Here is an 18,866-nt window from a genome sequence, read left to right on the forward strand (position 1 = left end):
TGACCCATTACAAATCTTTCTGAGTAGTCTATATATAAATAAATCTTAGAAAAAACAGGAGCTTTTATGTCGGCCGAAAAGAGCAAATGGCATTCTGCGATTTTAGTGCCAGTATTTCTCCCTGCAGTAATCGTTATTGCACTGCTGGTTATAGGCACTTTGAGTGCGCCTGACAAAGCCGGGGAGCTATTCGACTGGACATTAGCAGGCATTACTGACAATTTCGGTTGGTTTTATATGCTGGCAGTCGCACTGTTTCTTATATTCATTATTGGTGTGGCTGTTTCCAATTGGGGCAAGATTAAACTAGGTCCCGACCATTGCGAGCCGGAATACAGCTTTACGTCCTGGTTTGCCATGCTGTTCTCGGCTGGCTACGGCATTGCATTGCTCTTTTTCGGCGTGTCCGAACCCATATTACATTATGCAGAGCCTCCTGCAGGCGCGGCTGAAACTGTCAGCTCGGCAAAACAAGCCATGCAAATTGCGTACTTCCACTGGGGCTTCCATATTTGGGCTATTTATGGCCTGGTAGGCCTGGTGTTGGCTTACTTTTCTTTTCGCCACGGGTTACCACTTACCATGCGCTCAACCCTTTACCCGCTTATTGGCGACAGAATAAATGGACCCATTGGGCATACCATAGATACGTTCGCCATTCTCAGCACCATGTTTGGTATTGCAACAACTCTGGGGCTGTCCGTTATTCAAATTAACGCAGGGCTCAATTATCTATGGGAGGATATCCCCGTTGGCACCATGGTTCAGGTTATTTCCATCGGACTCATTACTCTAGCCGCTATTGCTTCAGTGGTAGCCGGTATGGACAAAGGGATAAAACGGCTATCACTGATTAACATGACGCTGGTTGTCTTCTTGCTGCTGTTTGTTTTCGCGGTAGGGCCAACAATACACATCCTGGAAACCTTCCTGCAAAACACCGGGGCTTATTTAAGTGGTATTGTCGAGCGGACCTTTAACCTGCAAGCTTATGAGCGCAGCGACTGGATTGGTAACTGGACCTTATTTATATTTGGCTGGACCATTGCCTGGGCGCCTTTTGTCGGGTTGTTTATTGCTAAAATAAGCCGCGGCCGAACCATTCGCCAGTTTGTTTTCGGGGTCATGCTGGTGCCTACGATATTTACTTTCTTCTGGTTCGCAGTGTTTGGCGACACCGCACTCAACATGATAATGAACGAGGGTTATACCACCTTAATCTCAGAAGTTCAGGACAACCAGGCAGTCGCACTGTTTAAGCTTTACGAAAACCTGCCAATGACCAGCATATTGAGCTTTCTGACCGTACTTTTAATTATTACCTTCTTCGTAACGTCGTCAGATTCCGGTTCACTGGTCATTGATTCCCTATCTTCTGGCGGCATGATGGAAACGCCTACATGGCAGCGTGTTTTCTGGGCCAGTACGGAAGGTATTGTCGCCGCAGTACTGCTCGTAGCAGGCGGCCTTGGGGCTCTACAAACGGCAGCCATTACCAGCGCCTTACCCTTTGCCGTCATTATATTGATATCAGCAGTGGGCATGTGGCGTGCTCTGGTCATTGAAGGGTACCAGTCCAATAGTCTCCAGAGTCACCGTCATTCTCACCGCCGTGGTGTTAACGAAGGCCCGGACTATTGGAAAAAACGTCTGGCCGGGCTGGTAGATTTCCCGAAGAAGGAGCCGGTACTGGACTTTATTAGCGGGCCTGCCACAGAGAGTCTTAAAAATGTTCGTGACGAACTGAAAGGCCAGGACTGGCCTGCTGAATTCAGGGCTGATGACGAACACAACCGAATTATCCTTAGTGTTGAACGAAAAGATGATCTCGATTTTGCTTATGAGATTCGTTTAAGAGACTATCTGTTACCAGAGTTTGCCTTAACTAATGACAAAAATAGAGAAATTTACTATCGGGCAGAGGTTTTCCTTAGACAAGGTGGTCAGTCGTACGATCTCTATGGTTATGAGACAACAGATATTATCAACGACGTGATCAATCAATTTGAGAACTACCTTCATTTTCGTCATCATAGTCCAGGTGTCTTACCCTGGGATCTTGAGAAACATGACGAGGACTTGAACGACGACCTTGAGACAAAGAAGTAAAAGGAGTGTAAAAGGTCGCTCTACGGAGCGGCCTTTCAGTGGTCGGACTGTTGATAGTACGAGACATGTGCGAGAATAGCCGTATTATCAGTATGGAGTTTAATGGTCACTATGGAACGTGTTGATACACCTACTCAGAAGCTGGCACCTATGCCAAGCATGCTGTTGCGCTCACTGCTAACCTTGCAGCGCAGTGACGAGTCTGAGGCCGAATCAGAGACTTTATGCAAAAGTTACTCTATTCCTGCGCCTACAGAAAAACACCTGAGTCGTTATCATCAAGCGTTTAATGGTTTTGTCAGCGATGTCCCTTTAGCTATGCTTTACTGTATAGCCCAAAGAGCACATCTTTCTCAAATGCTGGATGACAGTTTTCCCTGGCCCGCACCCGGTCTCGTTCATGTCAGCAATAAAATCGAACGACATCAGGTTATTTCTGCACAAGCTCCTTTTCAACTGATTTCAAAAGTCAAAGTCCCTAAACGTGGTCCTGATGTTTCTCCACGCCGTTTGCGTCCGCAGTTTGTGGTAGAGTTTTGGCAAAACAACGAAAAAGTAGCCACCTGTTCCAGTGTCTATCAAGTCATGAGTGGCCAAAGCCAGGCTCCCTCGAAAAAAGCAGCAACACCGATAAAGCCATTTGAACCGGAAGCTGGCTGGGAAAACATCAGCCATTGGCAGTTAGGCAGCGGTATGGGCAGGCGTTACGCGAGAATTTCCGGTGACTTTAACCCGATTCATCTGCATCCTCTGGTATCGCGCTGGTTTGGGTTTGAGAAGCCTATTATCCATGGCATGTACATGATGGCGAGAGCTCAGGCTGAACTTGAAAAGCGCCAGCAAAAAGCCGTTACTTATATTGACGTTACGTTCAAACGACCCGTTATTTTACCGGCTCGGGTACAGCTCTGGGCATCAGAAGAAGAGGATAAAACCAAATACGAAGTAAGAAGCAGCGATCATGTTTCCTTAAAACTAGAAGGGTCAGTCCGTTTCGACTGACCCTTAAAAAGACTTATTGGTGTTTATAAACCTTACCGCCTTTCATCACAAAACTGACATTTTGCAATAAGGTAACATCGTCCAACGGGTTTCCTTTTACAGCCACGATATCCGCTAGTTTACCTTCTTCAATGTGACCAATATCATCATTTTTAAGCAGCTTGGCAGCTATGGAAGTTGCTGACTGAATCGCTTCAGCTTCGGGGACACCTGCTTCTACCATGTATTGGAATTCTAACGCGTTATCACCGTGAGCGGATACGCCACTATCGGTACCAAATGCGAAATTAACCCCTGCTTTATAGGCTTTTGCAAAAGTGTCCTGAATTTTAGGGCCTATTTCGCGCGCTTTCGGTCTGACAACGTCCGGAAAGTAACCATCAATTTCCGCTTTTTCAGCAACAAACTTGCCGGCCAGAATGGTGGGCACCAGATAGGTTCCGTGCTCTTTCATAGCCGCTATTACTTCGTCATCCATGTAAGTACCATGCTCTACCGAAGTAATGCCGGCTTTCACTGCCCGCAGCATACCTGCTTTACCATGGGCATGTGCTGCAACATGAAAGTTGTAGTCATTGGCAATATCAACCAGACCTTTTAGCTCTTCGTCAGTAAACTGAGGGTTGTCGCCGCTGCTGGCCATACTCAAAACACCGCCGGTTGCGGTAATTTTGATAAAGTCAGCACCATCTTTGTAGTGCTGACGTACTGCTTCGCGAGCATCTGCGGCACTATTAATAACACCATCTTTAGGCGTCGGACGCCCCATCAGTTCTTCTTTCCAGCCGTTTGTCGGGTCGGCATGTCCACCGGTCGTTGCTAAAGATTTCCCTGCGGAATAAATTCTTGGCCCGTCAACCACACCTGCATTTACCGCATTACGTAAGGCAATAGTGACGTTGTCGGAGTCACCCGGGTTTCTTACGGTCGTAAAGCCAGCTTCCAAGGTCTTCATGCCATAGTGTTGAGCTTTCAAAGCAAGATCAGCAGGGTTTTCAGTAAACTGTTTTATGTAAGAGTCAGGCCCGGATTGGCCATCAAGATGAACGTGTAAATCAATCAAGCCAGGCAGACAGGTATGTGCGCTTAAATCCGTAACCGAAGCATCACCGCCGGGGGCGTTCACTTTAACGGCAGTAATTTTGTTGTCAGTGACTTCAATATAGCGCTCACCGGCAAGACGACCGCTTTCACTGTCAAACACATTTCCGCAATGCAGCCATTCACCAGCCTGAGCGGTGTGTCCTGCTAACGCTACCGTTAAACCTATAGCTATTTTCTTCAACATACTTCCCCCTGATTTTATTTTACTCTTTATGGTCTGTGATACTCCGAACCGTTACGAATTGCAACGCCAGCGATCACTATTGCGACCAAAGGTTAATCTTTATCGACAGTTACCTGAATTGGGGTTCCCCAGAGCTCTCTAATTTCAGACTCATGTTTCAACAACGAAGCTAAGGTGTAATTCGACAGGAAGTTGTAGAAGGTTTCTTTGCCTTGGTTGATTAAGCTTTTCAACTCACAGACAGGAAATATAGCGCACTCGGGCTTATGGCAGTCTATCCAGTATTCATCGCCTTCCAGTCGCCTAATCACTTGATCAAGACGTACATCGGCAGGGTCAACCGCCAGTAAAAAACCTCCGTTTTTGCCACGGCGAGTTTCTATCAGCCCCTCTTTCCCAAGCTGATGAACCACCTTATTTAAATGATTTCTTGGCACGTTAAATATGCCACTTAACTCATCGATGGTGACTCTTTCATTGTCTTCTTTCGCTGCCAGATACATCAGCACTCGCAAGCCGTAGTCTGTATACTTTTTTAATTGCATGCGTGCGTATTACCTTTATCGGGGTTCTTGTTTAAAGACCAGTTGACGACCGCCACGAGTGCTCAATATCAGGCGCTCCTTATCATCAATATTCACTTGATAAACACGCTCGAGTACATCGCTAAACTCACGCGACAAAGCGTTGGCTGTATCACTACAGGCCATTTTCGTGCTGCCTGTTAAGCGGATCTGCGCAAGCTCGCCACCCATGTTGTAATGTCCAAAGTAGCGATTGCACCCATTAAAGCCCGCCAGTTGATTGTCCTCTAAAAACTGGATGGTGGCAGGTTTGGACTGAATTGCATGCCCCTCAAACTCTGATAATTCCCAGCTGACGCCCTGAAGCAACCATTCGCTGTCTCCGCCACATCCAGAATACATCCGGTCAGACTCCTGTAAGTCCACCTGATAAGGATATAAACGGCCACTCATTGAATCGCGACATAACCGGTCAATAACAATCAGGTGTTTATCTGTGGTCGACTCTATACGCCATTCGTAAGGCTGGGTTGATACCACTTGCGCAGGTTTTAAATCGATAATGGCTTCGCTTTCCGGGGTTGTTAAGGCCATATGCTGAGGGTTTACTGCCACTTGCCAGAAGGGTTCATTACCTTTAGCAGTAAAGTGTTTGGGCAAGGCCCCCTGTTCCACACACAGCGGCATGTCCTGGCCACGCCAGGTAATATCTGCTTCGTTACCCTTACTCCAGAACTCAGTGACAGGTTCGTTATCATTTGAATAACGGGCTCCTGAACCGCTCACCGCTTGTGTCAGCAGTTCTTGCTCAGATCCATAACTTAACAGCAAACCTTGCTCTTGCTGCAATACACTCAATTCACTCGCACCACATTGGTAAGCAACGGGTGCCTTCTCTGCTGGCGATACAAGCGCACAGCCTGACAACAGTGTTGCAGCGAAAAGAGAGAGACTTCCTTTTACGGTGATACCGGGCATACTTGCCATCCTGTTATTTTTAACTGTTAAGATAAGATTCTATAGTATGTGCTGGTGATTGCACTAACTCCTCAAACTCATTTTGAGTAATAGGCCTGGAAAATAAAAAGCCCTGACCTTCGTTACATGCCATTTGCACTAAAAGCTTAGCTTGCTCAACTGTTTCAATGCCTTCTGCAACAATTGAGCATTTAAAATTGTGAGCCATTAACACGATAGTACCTACCAGCTGTTGGTCCGATGAATTGCTCACTAAGTTCATGACAAAACTACGGTCAATTTTAATCACGCTAATTGGTAAATTCCGCAAATAAGACAATGATGAATAGCCCGTACCAAAGTCATCCATCGCTACGGTAACTCCCGCTCGCGTCAGTACTTCCAGTTCATGCTGGACTTTCTTCAGGTTCTGCATGACCGCAGATTCCGTGATTTCCACCTGTACCTGTTTGGGCTCGACCTTGTGACGTTGGCAACACTCCAGAAGATCCGAAGCAAAAGTTCCGGTTACCATCTGTTGAGGGGACACATTTATTGCCAACACAAAACTGCCATCAACAATGTTCTGTTGACGCCATTTCGCCAGCTGTTTTATCGCATGTTCAGCAACCCAGTCTCCTATCGCTCTGATATCACCGGTTTGCTCCGCCAATGGGATAAACAGCGCGGGCGATATGAACCCCTTTTCTATGTGTTGCCAACGAAGTAATGCCTCTGCGCTGGTTATCTTACCGGTAACTAAGTCGTACTTAGGCTGGAAAAACAACTGAAGATCATCGGCTTCTAAGGCTGCTCTCAAGTCGTTACGTAAACTAATACGATCAGCCAAATCACGATGCAGCTCGTCAGAAAACAGCCCGACAGGGGGTGTTCCTTTCTTTGGTAAAGCCAGGGAAGCCTGACGTATCAGTTCATCCGGCTCTATATTACTGTCCAGAGTAGAGCTTATTCCGGCCCGGGCAGCGATAGTGATAAGTAAGGTTTCGTAATCGTGATCGCCGCTGGCAACATCAACCAGTCTATGTCCCTTACGCATGAGTTCGGCATCTAACTGCGCTTCAAACACGACAACATATTCCTGTTGCCCCCAGCTACCAATGAAGCTGCGGGCTGGTGCTTTACTTTGTAATAACAACGCCAGTTCACGCGTAAAAGCTTCGGCCAAAGGGTAACCATGCAACTGAGCAACTTCTTCAAGTTCATCAATAACCAGAAAGACAACGCTACAGCCTTTATCGGAGCGCACCATTGCATTAACTTCCTGCAGAATTGCCCGTCGGTTAGGTAACCCGGTTAGCATGTCCTCAAGAACGAGCTCTTCAAGCTCCGCAGAGCGTTTACTTGCAATGGCTTCGTAAAATAACGACGCATCTCGTCTCGCCTGCGAACGATAATGGACCTGCAAAATGTTACGCAGTCGCTGTAAAATTTCTTCGTTATCAAAGGGCTTGGTTAAAAAGTCGGTAGCACCCAGTTCAAGTGACCGGAGCCGCGTTTCTTTATCGCCCTGAGCTGTCAACATAACCATTGGCGGAGCATCATCGCCATAAGTTTGTTTCATATGTTTAAGTACTTCAGCACCATTCAACTCCGGCATTCTGTAATCTAACAGAATAAGATCCGGTTTAAATGAGGCCATTTTTTCATCAATGAGCCTGGGAGTTTGTACCCCTTCAATATACTGGTACCCAGCCTCTTCTAATAATGCGATGAGAAGCTCAATGTTGGTGTGATTATCATCAACAATCAGTACTCTGGCATTAGCAATATCCTTCGCTGACAAAGCATATCCTTCTATCTTTCGATTCTATTAACTAATTCCTTACGTAACTTTTCTAAAAACCGATGAGTTGGATCAAAAAAACACTAAAACTATTATTGCGAATCATTCTTATTTTAATTATCATTCTCGCCGCTTAATTCATTGAAACTGAAATTACTTTTCAAAAAAGGTCAATCGAGTCCGTTATGAAAAAAACGATCTTAGCTAGCACCATACTCACAGCTCTGGCAGCTCCGGCTTTAGCAAATACCGCTGTCGATACAGATATCGAGCAAATTAAAATTATTGGCAGTAAAACAGAAGCCCGCAACGTTGCCGGCTCAAGCGCCGTTATTGACGAAGAGCAGATGCGCATTGAAGTTCCGAGCGACATCAACCAACTGATGAAAACCATTCCGGGAATTTATGTCCGTGAAGAAGACGGCCAGGGCCTGCGTCCTAACATTGGCATCCGTGCCGCAACAGCTGGTCGTGTCAGTAAGGTCACTTTGCTGGAAGACGGCGTTATGATGGCTCCGGCGCCTTATTCAAACCCAGCGGCCTACTACTTCCCGACTACCTTCCGTATGTCATCCGTTGAAGTATTAAAAGGTGCTCCTTTACTGCGTTACGGCCCACAGACAACCGGCGGCGTTTTAAACCTGGTAACAACACCTATTCCTGAAGACTTTGGCGGACAAGTTCTGACTCAGTTTGGCGAAAACAGCAGCCGTGATATTCATGCTCATGTTGGTGGCACTGAAGGTCAATGGGGCTTTTTATTAGAAACCGTTCAACGCAGCAGCGACGGCTTCAAAGAAATTGACCGCAGCAGCCGCGACGCCGGTTTTGATATTGAAGACTATGTTGCAAAACTTCAGTGGACTGGCGAGCGCCAGAGCCTGTTGGCCAAAGTTCAATATTCAGAAGAAGTCTCGAACGAAACTTATCTCGGTTTGACCGATGCCGATTTCGCTCAGGATGAAAACCGCCGTTATGGCCTTTCTGAAATTGATCAGATGGATAACTCCCACAAAGGCTACAGCTTAAACTATGCGTTTGAAGCGACGGATAATCTGACTTTTAATATTTTAAGCTACTATAACGACTATGCTCGCAACTGGTTCAAACTGGATGGCGGTAATGCATACGTCAGTGCGGCTAACAGCGGTGACGCCGATGCATTAGCTATTTTGCAAGGCACTCAGGATGAAGCCGGTCTGAACTACAAAAACAACAACCGAGCTTATGAATCTAAAGGCATTGAAGCTAATGCTCAGTTTGCTTTAGGGACTCATAACCTTGAAGTGGGTGTTCGTGACCACAGCGACGAAATGGACCGTTTCCAGCCGGTTGAAATTTATGATCAGGTTAACGGCAGCCTTGTATACCAAGCCGAAGTTATGCCTACTGGCGGCAACAACCGTCTGGAAGGCGCTGATGCAGTCAGCTTCTGGCTGACAGACCAGTGGCAGGCAACCGAAGACCTTAACGTCCACTTTGCACTGCGTTATGAAGACGTTGAGTCTTATCGTTACCAGTTTGCTGACACGGCTCGCGAGCAACTGGACAGCACACGTTCAAACGACAGCGACGAATGGTTACCGGGCGTATCCTTCACTTATGACGTGAATGATAACTGGCAGGTACTGGCAGGCGCTCATAAAGGCTTTTCGCCTTTAGGCGGTGGTGCGAAGGACTTCCAGGAACCAGAAACCAGTAACAACTACGAAGCCGGTGTTCGTTTTAATCAAGGTTCCTTCTTTGCAGAAGCCATTGGTTTCTACAGCGACTTTAGCGACACCACACAGCAGTGTTCAATTGCTAACCCATGTGACAATGGCGCTGAGTCGGGCTCTTATGTGCTGGGTGAATCAACGGTAGCCGGTCTGGAATTACAGGCGAGCAATACCTTTGAATTGGGTCAGTTCCTTATGCCAGTTGATTTGGCTTACACCTACACCAAAGGTGAAATCAGTCAGGACAACGCGGTGACAGGTTTAATGGACGGCGATGAACTGAATGACATTCCGCAGAATACCTTCAGTGTTCGCGTTGCGCTAGATAACAACAAAGGCTGGGTAAACTATGTGGTCGGTAAATACATTGACGAAATGTGCGTCTCTGTTGGCTGTAACCGTGACAACAGCCGTTTTAACAAAACCGAATCACTGTTTGTGACCGACTTTGTCAGCCGTTATGAAGTCGACAACAACATGGCGGTTTATTTCAAAGTTGAGAACCTGTTCGATCAACAGAAAATTGTTGCTCGTTCACCGCATGGTGCGCGTCCGAACAAACCTCAAACAGCCTCTTTAGGTGTGGAATACACTTTCTAAAAACCAATCCCTCCCTGGATTTGTTATGGCCCCACTCTTAGGGGCCATTTTTTTGGTTTGCCTTATTGAGCTAAGCTAATCAAGTAATCCGCTAACGCACCCATACCCGTTTTCTTAACACCGGCTTCACGCTCTGCACTTTGATTATAGTTGGTATTGGTGTTCACATCGTAAACGTACAGTTCGCCTTTTGCGTCTTCAATAAACTCAATGCCGGCCACATCAATATCATTGGCCTTCAAGAATGCTTCCAGCGCAAAAATAATTTCATGGTCATTAAAGCGCTGTGTAATAGTGAATTTATTGGGTTGATTGTTCTCAGCAGGTGCTTCATTGGTTGGGCAAAACGCATCATCCACACTGCACACATCGGCCGGGCATAGCTCAAAGCCTTGCTCAGTGTTCACGTTAACCGCGTAAATAAATTTCTGCCCGACAAATTCGCTGCGAGTGATATGTGGTTGCTTTGGTTTAATGTATTCCTGTAACAGCCAGATGCCATCTAACGGCTCTTCATAATCATCGCTGTCGATATAGCTCTTTAAGCCAGCGACATCGTCAAACTTAATAACGCCTAAACCTTTACCCCCGCGATTAGGCTTTAAAATCAGCGGCCACTCGGCAAACTTTTCAGCCGCTTCTGTCAGCAGATCTTTTCCGACCACTGCCTGCGTTTTAGGTACGTTAAGGCCTGCTTTTTGTAACGCCGCATATTGCGACAGCTTACACACTTCCAGTGCCAGCACCCGGGAGCCATTAACCACGGTTCGGTTACTGTTTTCCAGCCAGGTTAATGCCATGCGAGTCAGCTCCGGTGCAAACCGATGGCCCCTTGTGTGCGAGGAGGCACTCATACGGTTATAGTAAACCGCATCTTCCGGAAGCTCGGAAAAAGGTATCACTCCCGTATCCAGGAACCATTCTTTGGCTTCTACGCCGCGCTTTTCAAACTCTGCTCTTAGCGGCACCAGCCACTCTTCATTTTCGTGCAGAATAACAATATCTCGCATGTATACCTCTTAGCGTCTCAGCTGATGTATCAGCAGAACTACGACAATAAAAATGATGCCCGACAACAGCACCTGCCACGGCACAAAAACAGCCAGTCCAAGACAGCTGGCCAAACCTATTATGGATACCCACTTTGGCACAAAACGATCACTCTTTGTGACTTTCAATGCGGCCAAATTCGTAATGCCATAATACACTAAAACCGTGAAGGCACTGAACGACCATGCGGTCTTTATATCACCAATTGCGACCAACACCAGCATGACAATACAAGTTAGCCAGGTTGCCGGTGGTGCCGATGTCTGTTGGTCATTTAAATTGGCAAAGCGCATGGGTAAATCGGCGCGGCGGCCCATAGCCAGAATCACCCGCGATACCCCTAAAATTAAGTTCAGAATAACTCCGCCCATAGCAACCACTGCACCAACGGTCACTAACCATTGTACAGGTCCGCTCGGCAGCAAACTTGCCAGAGAGAAATGCTCCGCCTGAAAGTTCGCTATACTGGGAAAACGCAGCAGAGCATTCCCCACTCCCAGATACAGAAGCGTCACAACCGCCAGAGTTAAAACAACGGCCAGAGGAATAACCCGACGTGGGTTTTGTACCTCTTCCCCCATGGTGGCAATACGTCCGTAGCCGGTGTAGGCAACAAAGAGTAAAGCTGAAGCTTGTAGTACCTGCCACCACTTAACAGACGGCCGCTCTAGCATTACAGCCGTTTGCTGATGGCCTGTAACAATAAAGGCCAGCAGAGCAATTATGCTCAGTGTGACAATGGCGGCGTTAACCCAATTTGTGCGCTTAACGCCCCCCAGTACTAATAACGTAAACAGCACCAATACCGCAGCCGCTATCCACTGCGCTAAATAGTCCGGTATTGCCGTGGCATTGGTCACATACCAGCCTACCGCCAGCGCAGCGGTTGCCGCTGAAGCACTTTTTGCTACCACGAACAAACTACCCGCCGTTACACCATAAGCCGGAGTCAGAAACCGATAGCCATACTCGTAGGTGCCTCCACTGACGGAATGAGCAGAAGCCAGCTGCGCGGAAGACAAGCCATTACATAAGGCCGTCACCGCCGCAATGAGAATTGCCCATAAAACGGCACCACCGGCAATATCCGCACCAATACCCACACTCACGAACGCACCGGTACCTAAAATGGAACCAAGCCCCAAAACAATGGCACCCGCGAGCGAGGTAGAGCGAACCAACTGCTGATTCATGCTATCCCCTTTAATCTTTCGTTGCTGATTCAGTCACTTCTCTATTATCTTACAGGGTAAAAGATGAAATGGATGTGACAACCTCTTAATGAAACATTTAGCACTGGGCCCGATTACAGCACTTATCGTATTGCTCACGACGCAATTGGCGAACATGCCATTACCTGCCGCGCTTACTTTAAGCACTGTGGTCTGGGTAGCCTGGTGGTGGGTAACCGAGTGCATCCCCTTACCTGTCACCTCATTACTCCCTTTCGTCTTGCTTCCGGCCTTCGGGGTTATCGACACACAAACAGCCGCAGGCGCTTTAGGCGACAATATTATCCTCTTGTTCATGGGCGCCTTTATGTTGGCCAAAGCCGTTGAAGCCAGTGGTGTTCATAAGCGCATGGCTCTTTCTTTGGTTGCACGCATTGGTGCTGACAATGGCCGCAAAGTGGTTATTTCTTTTATGGCCGCGACCGCCTTTCTGTCCATGTGGATATCGAATACGGCAGGTGTGCTGGCACTTTTACCTGTAGCGTTGGCATTGGCCGATGCCAGCGACGATGAAAACTTCCAACGGGCTCTGCTTTTAGGTCTTGCCTACGCAGGCTCGCTTGGCGGTATCGCTACTTTAGTAGGAACACCACCGAACCTGATTTTTGCGTCTATCTACCAGAATATTACCGGCGTAGAGTTCAGTTTCACCCGCTGGCTTGGTATTGGTTTACCCATGGTTTTATTAGGTTTACCTGTTATTGCACTTTGGTTAACCCGCAACGTCAAATTATCAAAGCCACTTGAGTTACCGACCACCAGTGAAATGACAACCTATGAGAAGCGTGTGCTCATGGTGTTCGGTACCGTCGTCCTTTTGTGGATAACACGTACCGCACCCTTTGGCGGCTGGACCGGCTTACTGGGCATTGGCAGCCTCAATGACGCGACCGTTGCACTGGCCGGTGTAGTTGCCATGTTCGTTATTCCAACTGGAAAAGTTAAACGCGAGAAGCTATTAAACTGGCCACTGGCAAAAGATATTCCCTGGGGCATTCTATTGCTGTTTGCCGGCGGTATTTGCTTAGCCCGTGGCGTTATGGAAAGTGGTTTGGGCGAAATTATTGGCCAGTCACTTACCGCATTAGGCGTGCTGCCGTTATGGTTACTTATTTTTGTGTTAGCGCTGACCGTGTCCTTCGTAACAGAAGTCACCTCCAATACAGCAACTGCCACCTTACTGATGCCCATTCTTGCAGCCACGGCAGCAGCACTTGAATTACCCATTGAGTTACTCATGATACCTGCGGTTATTGCCTGCAGTTGCGCGTTTTGCATGCCGGTAGCCACACCACCAAACTCCATTGTTTTTGCTTCTAATCGGGTCACCATAAAAGCCATGGCCAGAGAGGGTGTGGTGCTTAATATTTTGCTCGCCATTGTCACGACACTGGTGGTACTAATTTTTGTCTAGTGCGCCCGAGTCGGTGACAGGCTATAATCACCCGCTTTCATCCCCTAGAAAGGACTTGATATGAGCGATTTCCCAGCCTGCCCGGAGTGTAATTCCAGCTTTACCTACCACGACGGAACTTTACTCATTTGCCCTGAATGCGGACACGAATGGTCCGAAAACGAACCTGAAGCGGCTGACGATGCGCCATCCTTTCGTGACTCTAACGGCACACCATTGGAAGACGGCGACACCGTCACAGTGATTAAAGATCTTAAAATTAAAGGGTCATCTTCGGTGGTTAAAGTAGGCACCAAAGTTAAAAATATTCGTCTCATTGACGGCGATCATGACATTGACTGCAAAATTGACGGCATTGGTGCAATGAAACTGAAATCTGAATTTGTTAAAAAGGTCTGAAACCGGATACCGGAACTTATTATGAAAACCCTATTGATTGTCTGCCTCGTTCTTTTTTCGTCATTTACATTTGGCAAAAGTAACGAACAAACCCTGGTGCTCATTTCAATAGACGGCTTTCGTCATGACTATATTGAAAAGCACGATGCGAAAAATATTGCCAAGCTTGCTCAGGAAGGCGTCCGCAGCAAGGGGTTAATACCGGTTTATCCGTCCAAAACCTTTCCTAATCACCTGTCTATTATTACCGGCCGTTATCCGACCAAGCATGGTTTGGTCGATAATAACTTTTACGATACCGAGCGCCAGCAAAAGTACAGTATGGCCGACGGCTTAGAAGACAGCAGTTGGATAACCGCGTTGCCTTTGTGGAACCTTGCCGAGTTTCAGGGAGTAAAAGCAGCCACTTTCTTCTGGCCTGAATCCGATGCCCGCATAAATGGCCGGACACCCAGTTATTTTTATCATTACAGTCACCCGGTTCCTAACCGCCAGCGAATCGAACAAATCATCGACTGGCTCAAGCTACCGGAAAAAGCTCGTCCACGGCTGGTTACCGGCTACTTTTCCGTCGTTGACACCATGGGTCATCGTTTCGGACCAGACTCGAAACAAGTAAAAGGGGCCGTTCAGCACATAGACGAGCTTATTGGAGAATTGTGGCGCAAATTACAGACAGAAGTGGATGCTTCCGTGAATTTAGTGCTGGTTTCTGATCATGGCATGGCTCCGATACTAGCCGACAAAATGATAGAAGTTGATGATCTGAACATTGACTCTGATCGGTTTACCGTCATTAACGCACAAACCCGTTTGCTGATTTATGCTAAAGAAAATACGTCAGAGCAACACATTGAGTCGCTCCGTCATCGTTTAAAACAAACAACGGAACAACCATTTTATCTAGAAACAGAAAGCGCACTTGCACAGCGACACTTTGTTAATAGCCCTCGTGTGCCGGCTATCGTGCTTGCAACCGACGCACCAAACAGCTTTGCTACCCGACCAGCTGAGGAACGCTCTGATGGAGGTACTCACGGGTATTACGGCACTCGCGATATGGATGGGTTATTTGTTGCCACCGGCAACGCCTTTAATAAGGGACAAAGCATTGAGCGTTTTGAAAACATTCATATTTACCCAATGCTGGCAGAATTACTGGGGTTAGAGATTCTCACGGAAATTGATGGCCGGGCGGAAGTGCTCCGGCCAATTCTCGAAACTCATTAATCAGCATCAGGTTGCGGTGTTTTCATGAACACCGCGACGATTGCCGCCGTAATAGCCCCAATGACTAAAGCAAAAATCATTGACTGAACAATATAACTACTAAGCTGAAAATAAACCTCAGCTTGTTCTGCACTCATTTCGCCTTGAGTTACTGAAAAATTGCTCACATTTTCAAAGTAATCAGGCGAAATAATGACATGGGTTATCCACTGGCTAATTGGCGTCAAAATAGCCACCACAACGGCAATTATCAAACCGCTTACAAACCCCTGCTTCCAAGTCATCGATCCATTTAGATCCTTTTCGCGTTTTTCTCTCAGTGCCAGTACATAAATAGCAATAGCAATGAGTGCAAAGAAGTTGGTATAGGTTGCGTGGTAAGCAATATAGTTGTCATGCAGACCGACTAATCTTTCCATTAACATCCACAACAAACCTGCAATGGTGAAGATAATGCCCCACTTTATTTCTGTTTTTCGTTGTTTAAGCATTTTGTACTAACCTTTTGTAAAGATCCCTAAAAACAATAGCCTTATTAGCAGACTATCTGTAATTATAGTCGTGTTTTCAAACAATTTCCTTCAGGAGGGTTCCCGTGGAAATACCCAGCATGCTCGCTATTGTCGCTGCACTATGGGTTGTTCTCGTCATTGCCGGCGTTTTTGAGGCTGTTCGTCACTGGGCGCTTGTTCGCAAAATTCCGGTTCGAGTCCATGTTAATGGCACTCGCGGTAAAACCAGCGTTACCCGTTTAATTGCTGCAGGGCTGCGTAGCGGCGGAAAACGTATTTGCGCAAAAACAACAGGTTCAGCCGCGGCCATTACTGACCCCGAGGGGCGAGAATTCCCTATTTACCGCATTAGCGGCGCAAATATTATCGAACAAATGCGCACCCTGAAAAGAATGGCCGCATTAAAGCCCGAAATTGTGGTTATGGAATGTATGGCGCTGCAACCACAGTACCAGTCCTTAAGCGAACTGCGAATGGTACGTTCAACAGTAGGCGTTATTACCAATGCCCGAGCCGATCATTTAGATGTGATGGGGCCGGGAGAAAACGATGTAGGACTCGCCCTTGCCGGTAGCACCCCGGTGAAAGGGGATTTATTCACCGCTGAGCGAGACTTACTCGACATCTTCAAGCACTCCTGCCAAGACCGAAAGAGCGAGCTGCATGGTGTAACAGAAGACGAAGTTAACGCTATTACTGAGGAAACCATGAAACGTTTTCGCTATGCCGAACATGCGGAGAACGTTGCGTTGGCACTTAATGTCTGCGAGCACCTGGGCGTCGACAGGGAGAAAGCCTTAGACGGCATGGTTGCCCTTGAGCCGGAAGCCGGTGCCATGCAGGTTCTTCACGTTAATTACTTCAAGCGGGAAATTGTTTTCGTCAACGCTTTTGCAGCCAACGATCCAGAGTCTACTGGTCGCATTTGGGAAAACATGCTGGAAAAGCATGGCAACGAACGTCGAAAAATCGTGTTAATTAATTGCCGGGCGGACCGCCCACACCGCTCTCAGCAAATGGCGGAAGATGCGGTTAAGTGGAGCGAAGCGGATAAATACCTACTGATGGGTTCAGGCACCTTTATTTTCGTCCGTAATGCGGTGAAATATGGCCTCGACCCAGAAAAATTATTAGTCATGGAAAATGCCCATATGACCGAAATAACCGAAACAATTTTAGAAGAGTCCGGCAGCAGCGCATTAGTTGTTGGCATGTGCAATATTCACGGCGGTGGCGAAGAAGTCGCTCGCTTCTTCCAGAACCGGGCAATCAAGGAGGAAGATCTATGATTGCATTAAACATTCTGGCCGTTGCCATTGGGGTCGGCTTATTTTTTACCTTATTACTCACTCAAACTTTAGGCCTTGCCGCAGGCGGTTTGGTTGTACCTGGGTATGTCGCACTGCAATTGACCGATCCTTTAAGCTTGGCCATTACGCTTATTGCCGCGCTTATCACTTATTTGATTGTCCGAATTATTGCCAGCTTCGCCATTATTTACGGCCGCCGCCAAACCATTATCATGATTCTTACCGGCTATTTGATTGCCGGGTTAATGGACTTATTTCTTGGGAACCTGGTTAACTGGGTCGATTTACAAATGATTGCCGGGGGAGATAACGCTCAGGCTCAAATCGCAACACTTGAGTCCAGCTTTATGATGTCCATTATGGAAAGCAGCATTATCGGCTACATTATTCCCGGACTTATCGCCATTTGGTTTGACCGACAGGGCGTACTTCAAACCCTGTGCGGGCTGGCAGTAACAGCTGTGCTGGTCAGGCTAGCACTGATTGTGATTATGCCGGAATCATTACAAATGTACGAAGCAAGCCAAGCATTTCAGATGCCCGGCTGGTAACAGGAGGACGAATCATGAGTAGTTTTACAAAGATTTATTGGCGTTCTTCGGGCGTACCAACCTGGGGATTAATTTTTCTTATCGTATTATCCGTTATTGTGATGGTCGCGGCGGAAAACGTGAAGCAGCGTGATCCTATCGTTGACGACAACTACGCTACTATGGTTAACGCATCGAAGATAATGCGTGAAGGCATGCAGGTACTGAAACCACTGCGCGCTCAATTAGCACCAATTAACCCTGAGTTTGATCCCCAACGCTCAGGATTCGTTGGTTTAGAAAATAGCATTGTAACGACCAACCATGGTGGCCGTGAATCGAAACAAACAACAGTTAACCCTAACTGGGCTGCCGTTGCAGTTAAATTAATGGCCGATGCCGGTGTGAAAGAAGGGGATTTAGTTGCAGTCACCGTATCGGGTTCCTTCCCCGCATTAAACCTCGCTGTTTATTCAGCCATTGAAGCTATCGGAGCCGAAGCGGTTATCATTGCATCCGCATCATCGTCGCAATGGGGTGCCAACGTTCCTAACTTCTTGTGGCTTGATATGGAGCGCGAGCTTAGAGAAGCCGGTGTGCTCTCTTTAAAGCCTGTTTATGCGTCTATCGGCGGTATTGAAGACCGTGGCATTGGGATACCTGAAGAGGGGATCCGTTCAATACGCAACAGTATTGAAAACGCAGATATTAACTTAATTGAGCCCGCGAACTACCAGGAAGCAGTTGCTGATCGTATTGCTATATTTCGAGAGTATTCAGCCGACCGCCAATACAAAGCGTTCGTCAACGTGGGGGGAGGAGCAACTATTGTCGGTCCTCCGGGTATTGATGACATGTTCAAGTCCGGCCTGCAAAAAGATGCGCCATCACGAGCTTTTGCAGTAGATACTGTCATGGGTTACTTCCTGCAGGAAGACATTCCCGGCATTCACTTCATTGGTATCAAAACCATGGCTGAACGACACGGCCTTCCGTTAATGCCACCTGAAGTTGTTCCGGTTGGTAATGGCGGAGTTTATTCAGCCACTATTTATAACCGCTGGTTAGCGTTAGGGTTAGGTGTTGGATTATTTGCCATGACCTGGCTTATTGTTCGCTCTGCTCGCATTACCAGCTTGTGGCGGAGAACTGGCGAAAGCGGTAAAAGCACGAAGCCGATGGTTTAA

General features: G+C 47.3%; 16 protein-coding genes. 9 read left to right on the forward strand and 7 right to left on the reverse strand.

Features of this window, described 5'->3' with window-relative positions:
* Window positions 1-66 precede the first annotated feature (66 nt).
* Both K5X84_RS11350 and K5X84_RS11355 read left to right on the forward strand, forming a co-directional pair.
* On the forward strand, window positions 67-2,109 hold the full coding sequence (locus K5X84_RS11350) for a BCCT family transporter (RefSeq protein WP_222235903.1): 2,043 nt from the start codon (window positions 67-69) through the stop codon (window positions 2,107-2,109).
* 102 nt (window positions 2,110-2,211) lie between these two features.
* Complete coding sequence (locus tag K5X84_RS11355; RefSeq protein WP_234972492.1) at window positions 2,212-3,111, forward strand: MaoC family dehydratase; 900 nt, start codon at window positions 2,212-2,214, stop codon at window positions 3,109-3,111.
* Between the two features lie 13 nt (window positions 3,112-3,124).
* Here the strand turns inward: K5X84_RS11355 and K5X84_RS11360 are convergent, their stop codons facing one another.
* From K5X84_RS11360 to K5X84_RS11375, 4 genes are all read right to left on the reverse strand, one after another.
* Entirely contained in the window at window positions 3,125-4,399 is a 1,275-nt protein-coding gene (locus K5X84_RS11360; protein ID WP_222235904.1) for a metal-dependent hydrolase family protein, read from the reverse strand.
* Between the two features lie 92 nt (window positions 4,400-4,491).
* On the reverse strand, window positions 4,492-4,944 hold the full coding sequence (locus tag K5X84_RS11365; RefSeq protein WP_054490078.1) for an RrF2 family transcriptional regulator: 453 nt from the start codon (window positions 4,942-4,944) through the stop codon (window positions 4,492-4,494).
* Window positions 4,945-4,959: 15 nt separating this feature from the next.
* Window positions 4,960-5,901: an META domain-containing protein gene (locus K5X84_RS11370; RefSeq protein ID WP_222235905.1), complete on the reverse strand. Its 942-nt coding sequence runs from the start codon at window positions 5,899-5,901 to the stop codon at window positions 4,960-4,962.
* 19 nt (window positions 5,902-5,920) lie between these two features.
* Window positions 5,921-7,684 carry a putative bifunctional diguanylate cyclase/phosphodiesterase gene (locus tag K5X84_RS11375; RefSeq protein WP_222235906.1) on the reverse strand — a complete coding sequence of 588 codons (1,764 nt, stop codon included), beginning with the start codon at window positions 7,682-7,684 and terminating at the stop codon, window positions 5,921-5,923.
* 185 nt (window positions 7,685-7,869) lie between these two features.
* On the opposite strand from K5X84_RS11375, the gene K5X84_RS11380 reads away from it, so the two are divergent.
* The gene (locus K5X84_RS11380; protein WP_222235907.1) at window positions 7,870-10,002 is read left to right on the forward strand and encodes a TonB-dependent receptor family protein; all 2,133 of its coding nucleotides are present in this window, start codon (window positions 7,870-7,872) and stop codon (window positions 10,000-10,002) included.
* A gap of 62 nt (window positions 10,003-10,064) precedes the next feature.
* Here K5X84_RS11380 and K5X84_RS11385 read toward each other — a convergent pair whose 3' ends face one another.
* Together K5X84_RS11385 and K5X84_RS11390 are read right to left on the reverse strand one after the other, a co-directional pair.
* Window positions 10,065-11,012, reverse strand: a complete 948-nt coding sequence (locus K5X84_RS11385; RefSeq protein WP_222235908.1) for an ATP-grasp domain-containing protein — start codon at window positions 11,010-11,012, stop codon at window positions 10,065-10,067.
* 9 nt (window positions 11,013-11,021) lie between these two features.
* Window positions 11,022-12,245: an APC family permease gene (locus K5X84_RS11390; RefSeq protein WP_054490068.1), complete on the reverse strand. Its 1,224-nt coding sequence runs from the start codon at window positions 12,243-12,245 to the stop codon at window positions 11,022-11,024.
* An 88-nt stretch (window positions 12,246-12,333) separates the two neighbouring features.
* Between K5X84_RS11390 and K5X84_RS11395 the strand changes: the two genes are divergently transcribed.
* Genes K5X84_RS11395 through K5X84_RS11405 form a run of 3 tightly spaced genes read left to right on the forward strand, consistent with a single transcriptional unit; the run spans window position 12,334 to window position 15,327 of the window.
* Window positions 12,334-13,698, forward strand: coding sequence for an SLC13 family permease (locus tag K5X84_RS11395; RefSeq protein ID WP_222235909.1), 1,365 nt, complete (start codon window positions 12,334-12,336; stop codon window positions 13,696-13,698).
* Window positions 13,699-13,758: 60 nt separating this feature from the next.
* Window positions 13,759-14,097 carry a zinc ribbon domain-containing protein YjdM gene (locus K5X84_RS11400; RefSeq protein WP_054490064.1) on the forward strand — a complete coding sequence of 113 codons (339 nt, stop codon included), beginning with the start codon at window positions 13,759-13,761 and terminating at the stop codon, window positions 14,095-14,097.
* 21 nt (window positions 14,098-14,118) lie between these two features.
* Window positions 14,119-15,327, forward strand: coding sequence for an alkaline phosphatase family protein (locus K5X84_RS11405; RefSeq protein WP_222235910.1), 1,209 nt, complete (start codon window positions 14,119-14,121; stop codon window positions 15,325-15,327).
* Here the strand turns inward: K5X84_RS11405 and K5X84_RS11410 are convergent.
* Window positions 15,324-15,818, reverse strand: coding sequence for a DUF4199 domain-containing protein (locus K5X84_RS11410; RefSeq protein WP_054490060.1), 495 nt, complete (start codon window positions 15,816-15,818; stop codon window positions 15,324-15,326). The genes K5X84_RS11405 and K5X84_RS11410 overlap by 4 nt on opposite strands.
* Before the next feature lie 104 nt (window positions 15,819-15,922).
* Between K5X84_RS11410 and pgsB the strand changes: the two genes are divergently transcribed.
* Genes pgsB through pgsW form a run of 3 tightly spaced genes read left to right on the forward strand, consistent with a single transcriptional unit; the run spans window position 15,923 to window position 18,866 of the window.
* Window positions 15,923-17,128, forward strand: a complete 1,206-nt coding sequence (pgsB, locus tag K5X84_RS11415; RefSeq protein WP_054490057.1) for a poly-gamma-glutamate synthase PgsB — start codon at window positions 15,923-15,925, stop codon at window positions 17,126-17,128.
* A complete protein-coding gene (pgsC, locus tag K5X84_RS11420; protein WP_054490055.1) occupies window positions 17,125-17,700 on the forward strand; it encodes a poly-gamma-glutamate biosynthesis protein PgsC in 576 nt (191 codons plus the stop codon). The genes pgsB and pgsC overlap by 4 nt, the downstream gene beginning before the upstream one ends.
* Window positions 17,701-17,714: 14 nt before the next feature.
* A complete protein-coding gene (gene pgsW, locus K5X84_RS11425; protein WP_222235911.1) occupies window positions 17,715-18,866 on the forward strand; it encodes a poly-gamma-glutamate system protein in 1,152 nt (383 codons plus the stop codon).

The organism is Idiomarina abyssalis, assembly GCF_019797805.1.
Taxonomy (GTDB): Bacteria; Pseudomonadota; Gammaproteobacteria; order Enterobacterales; family Alteromonadaceae; genus Idiomarina; species Idiomarina abyssalis.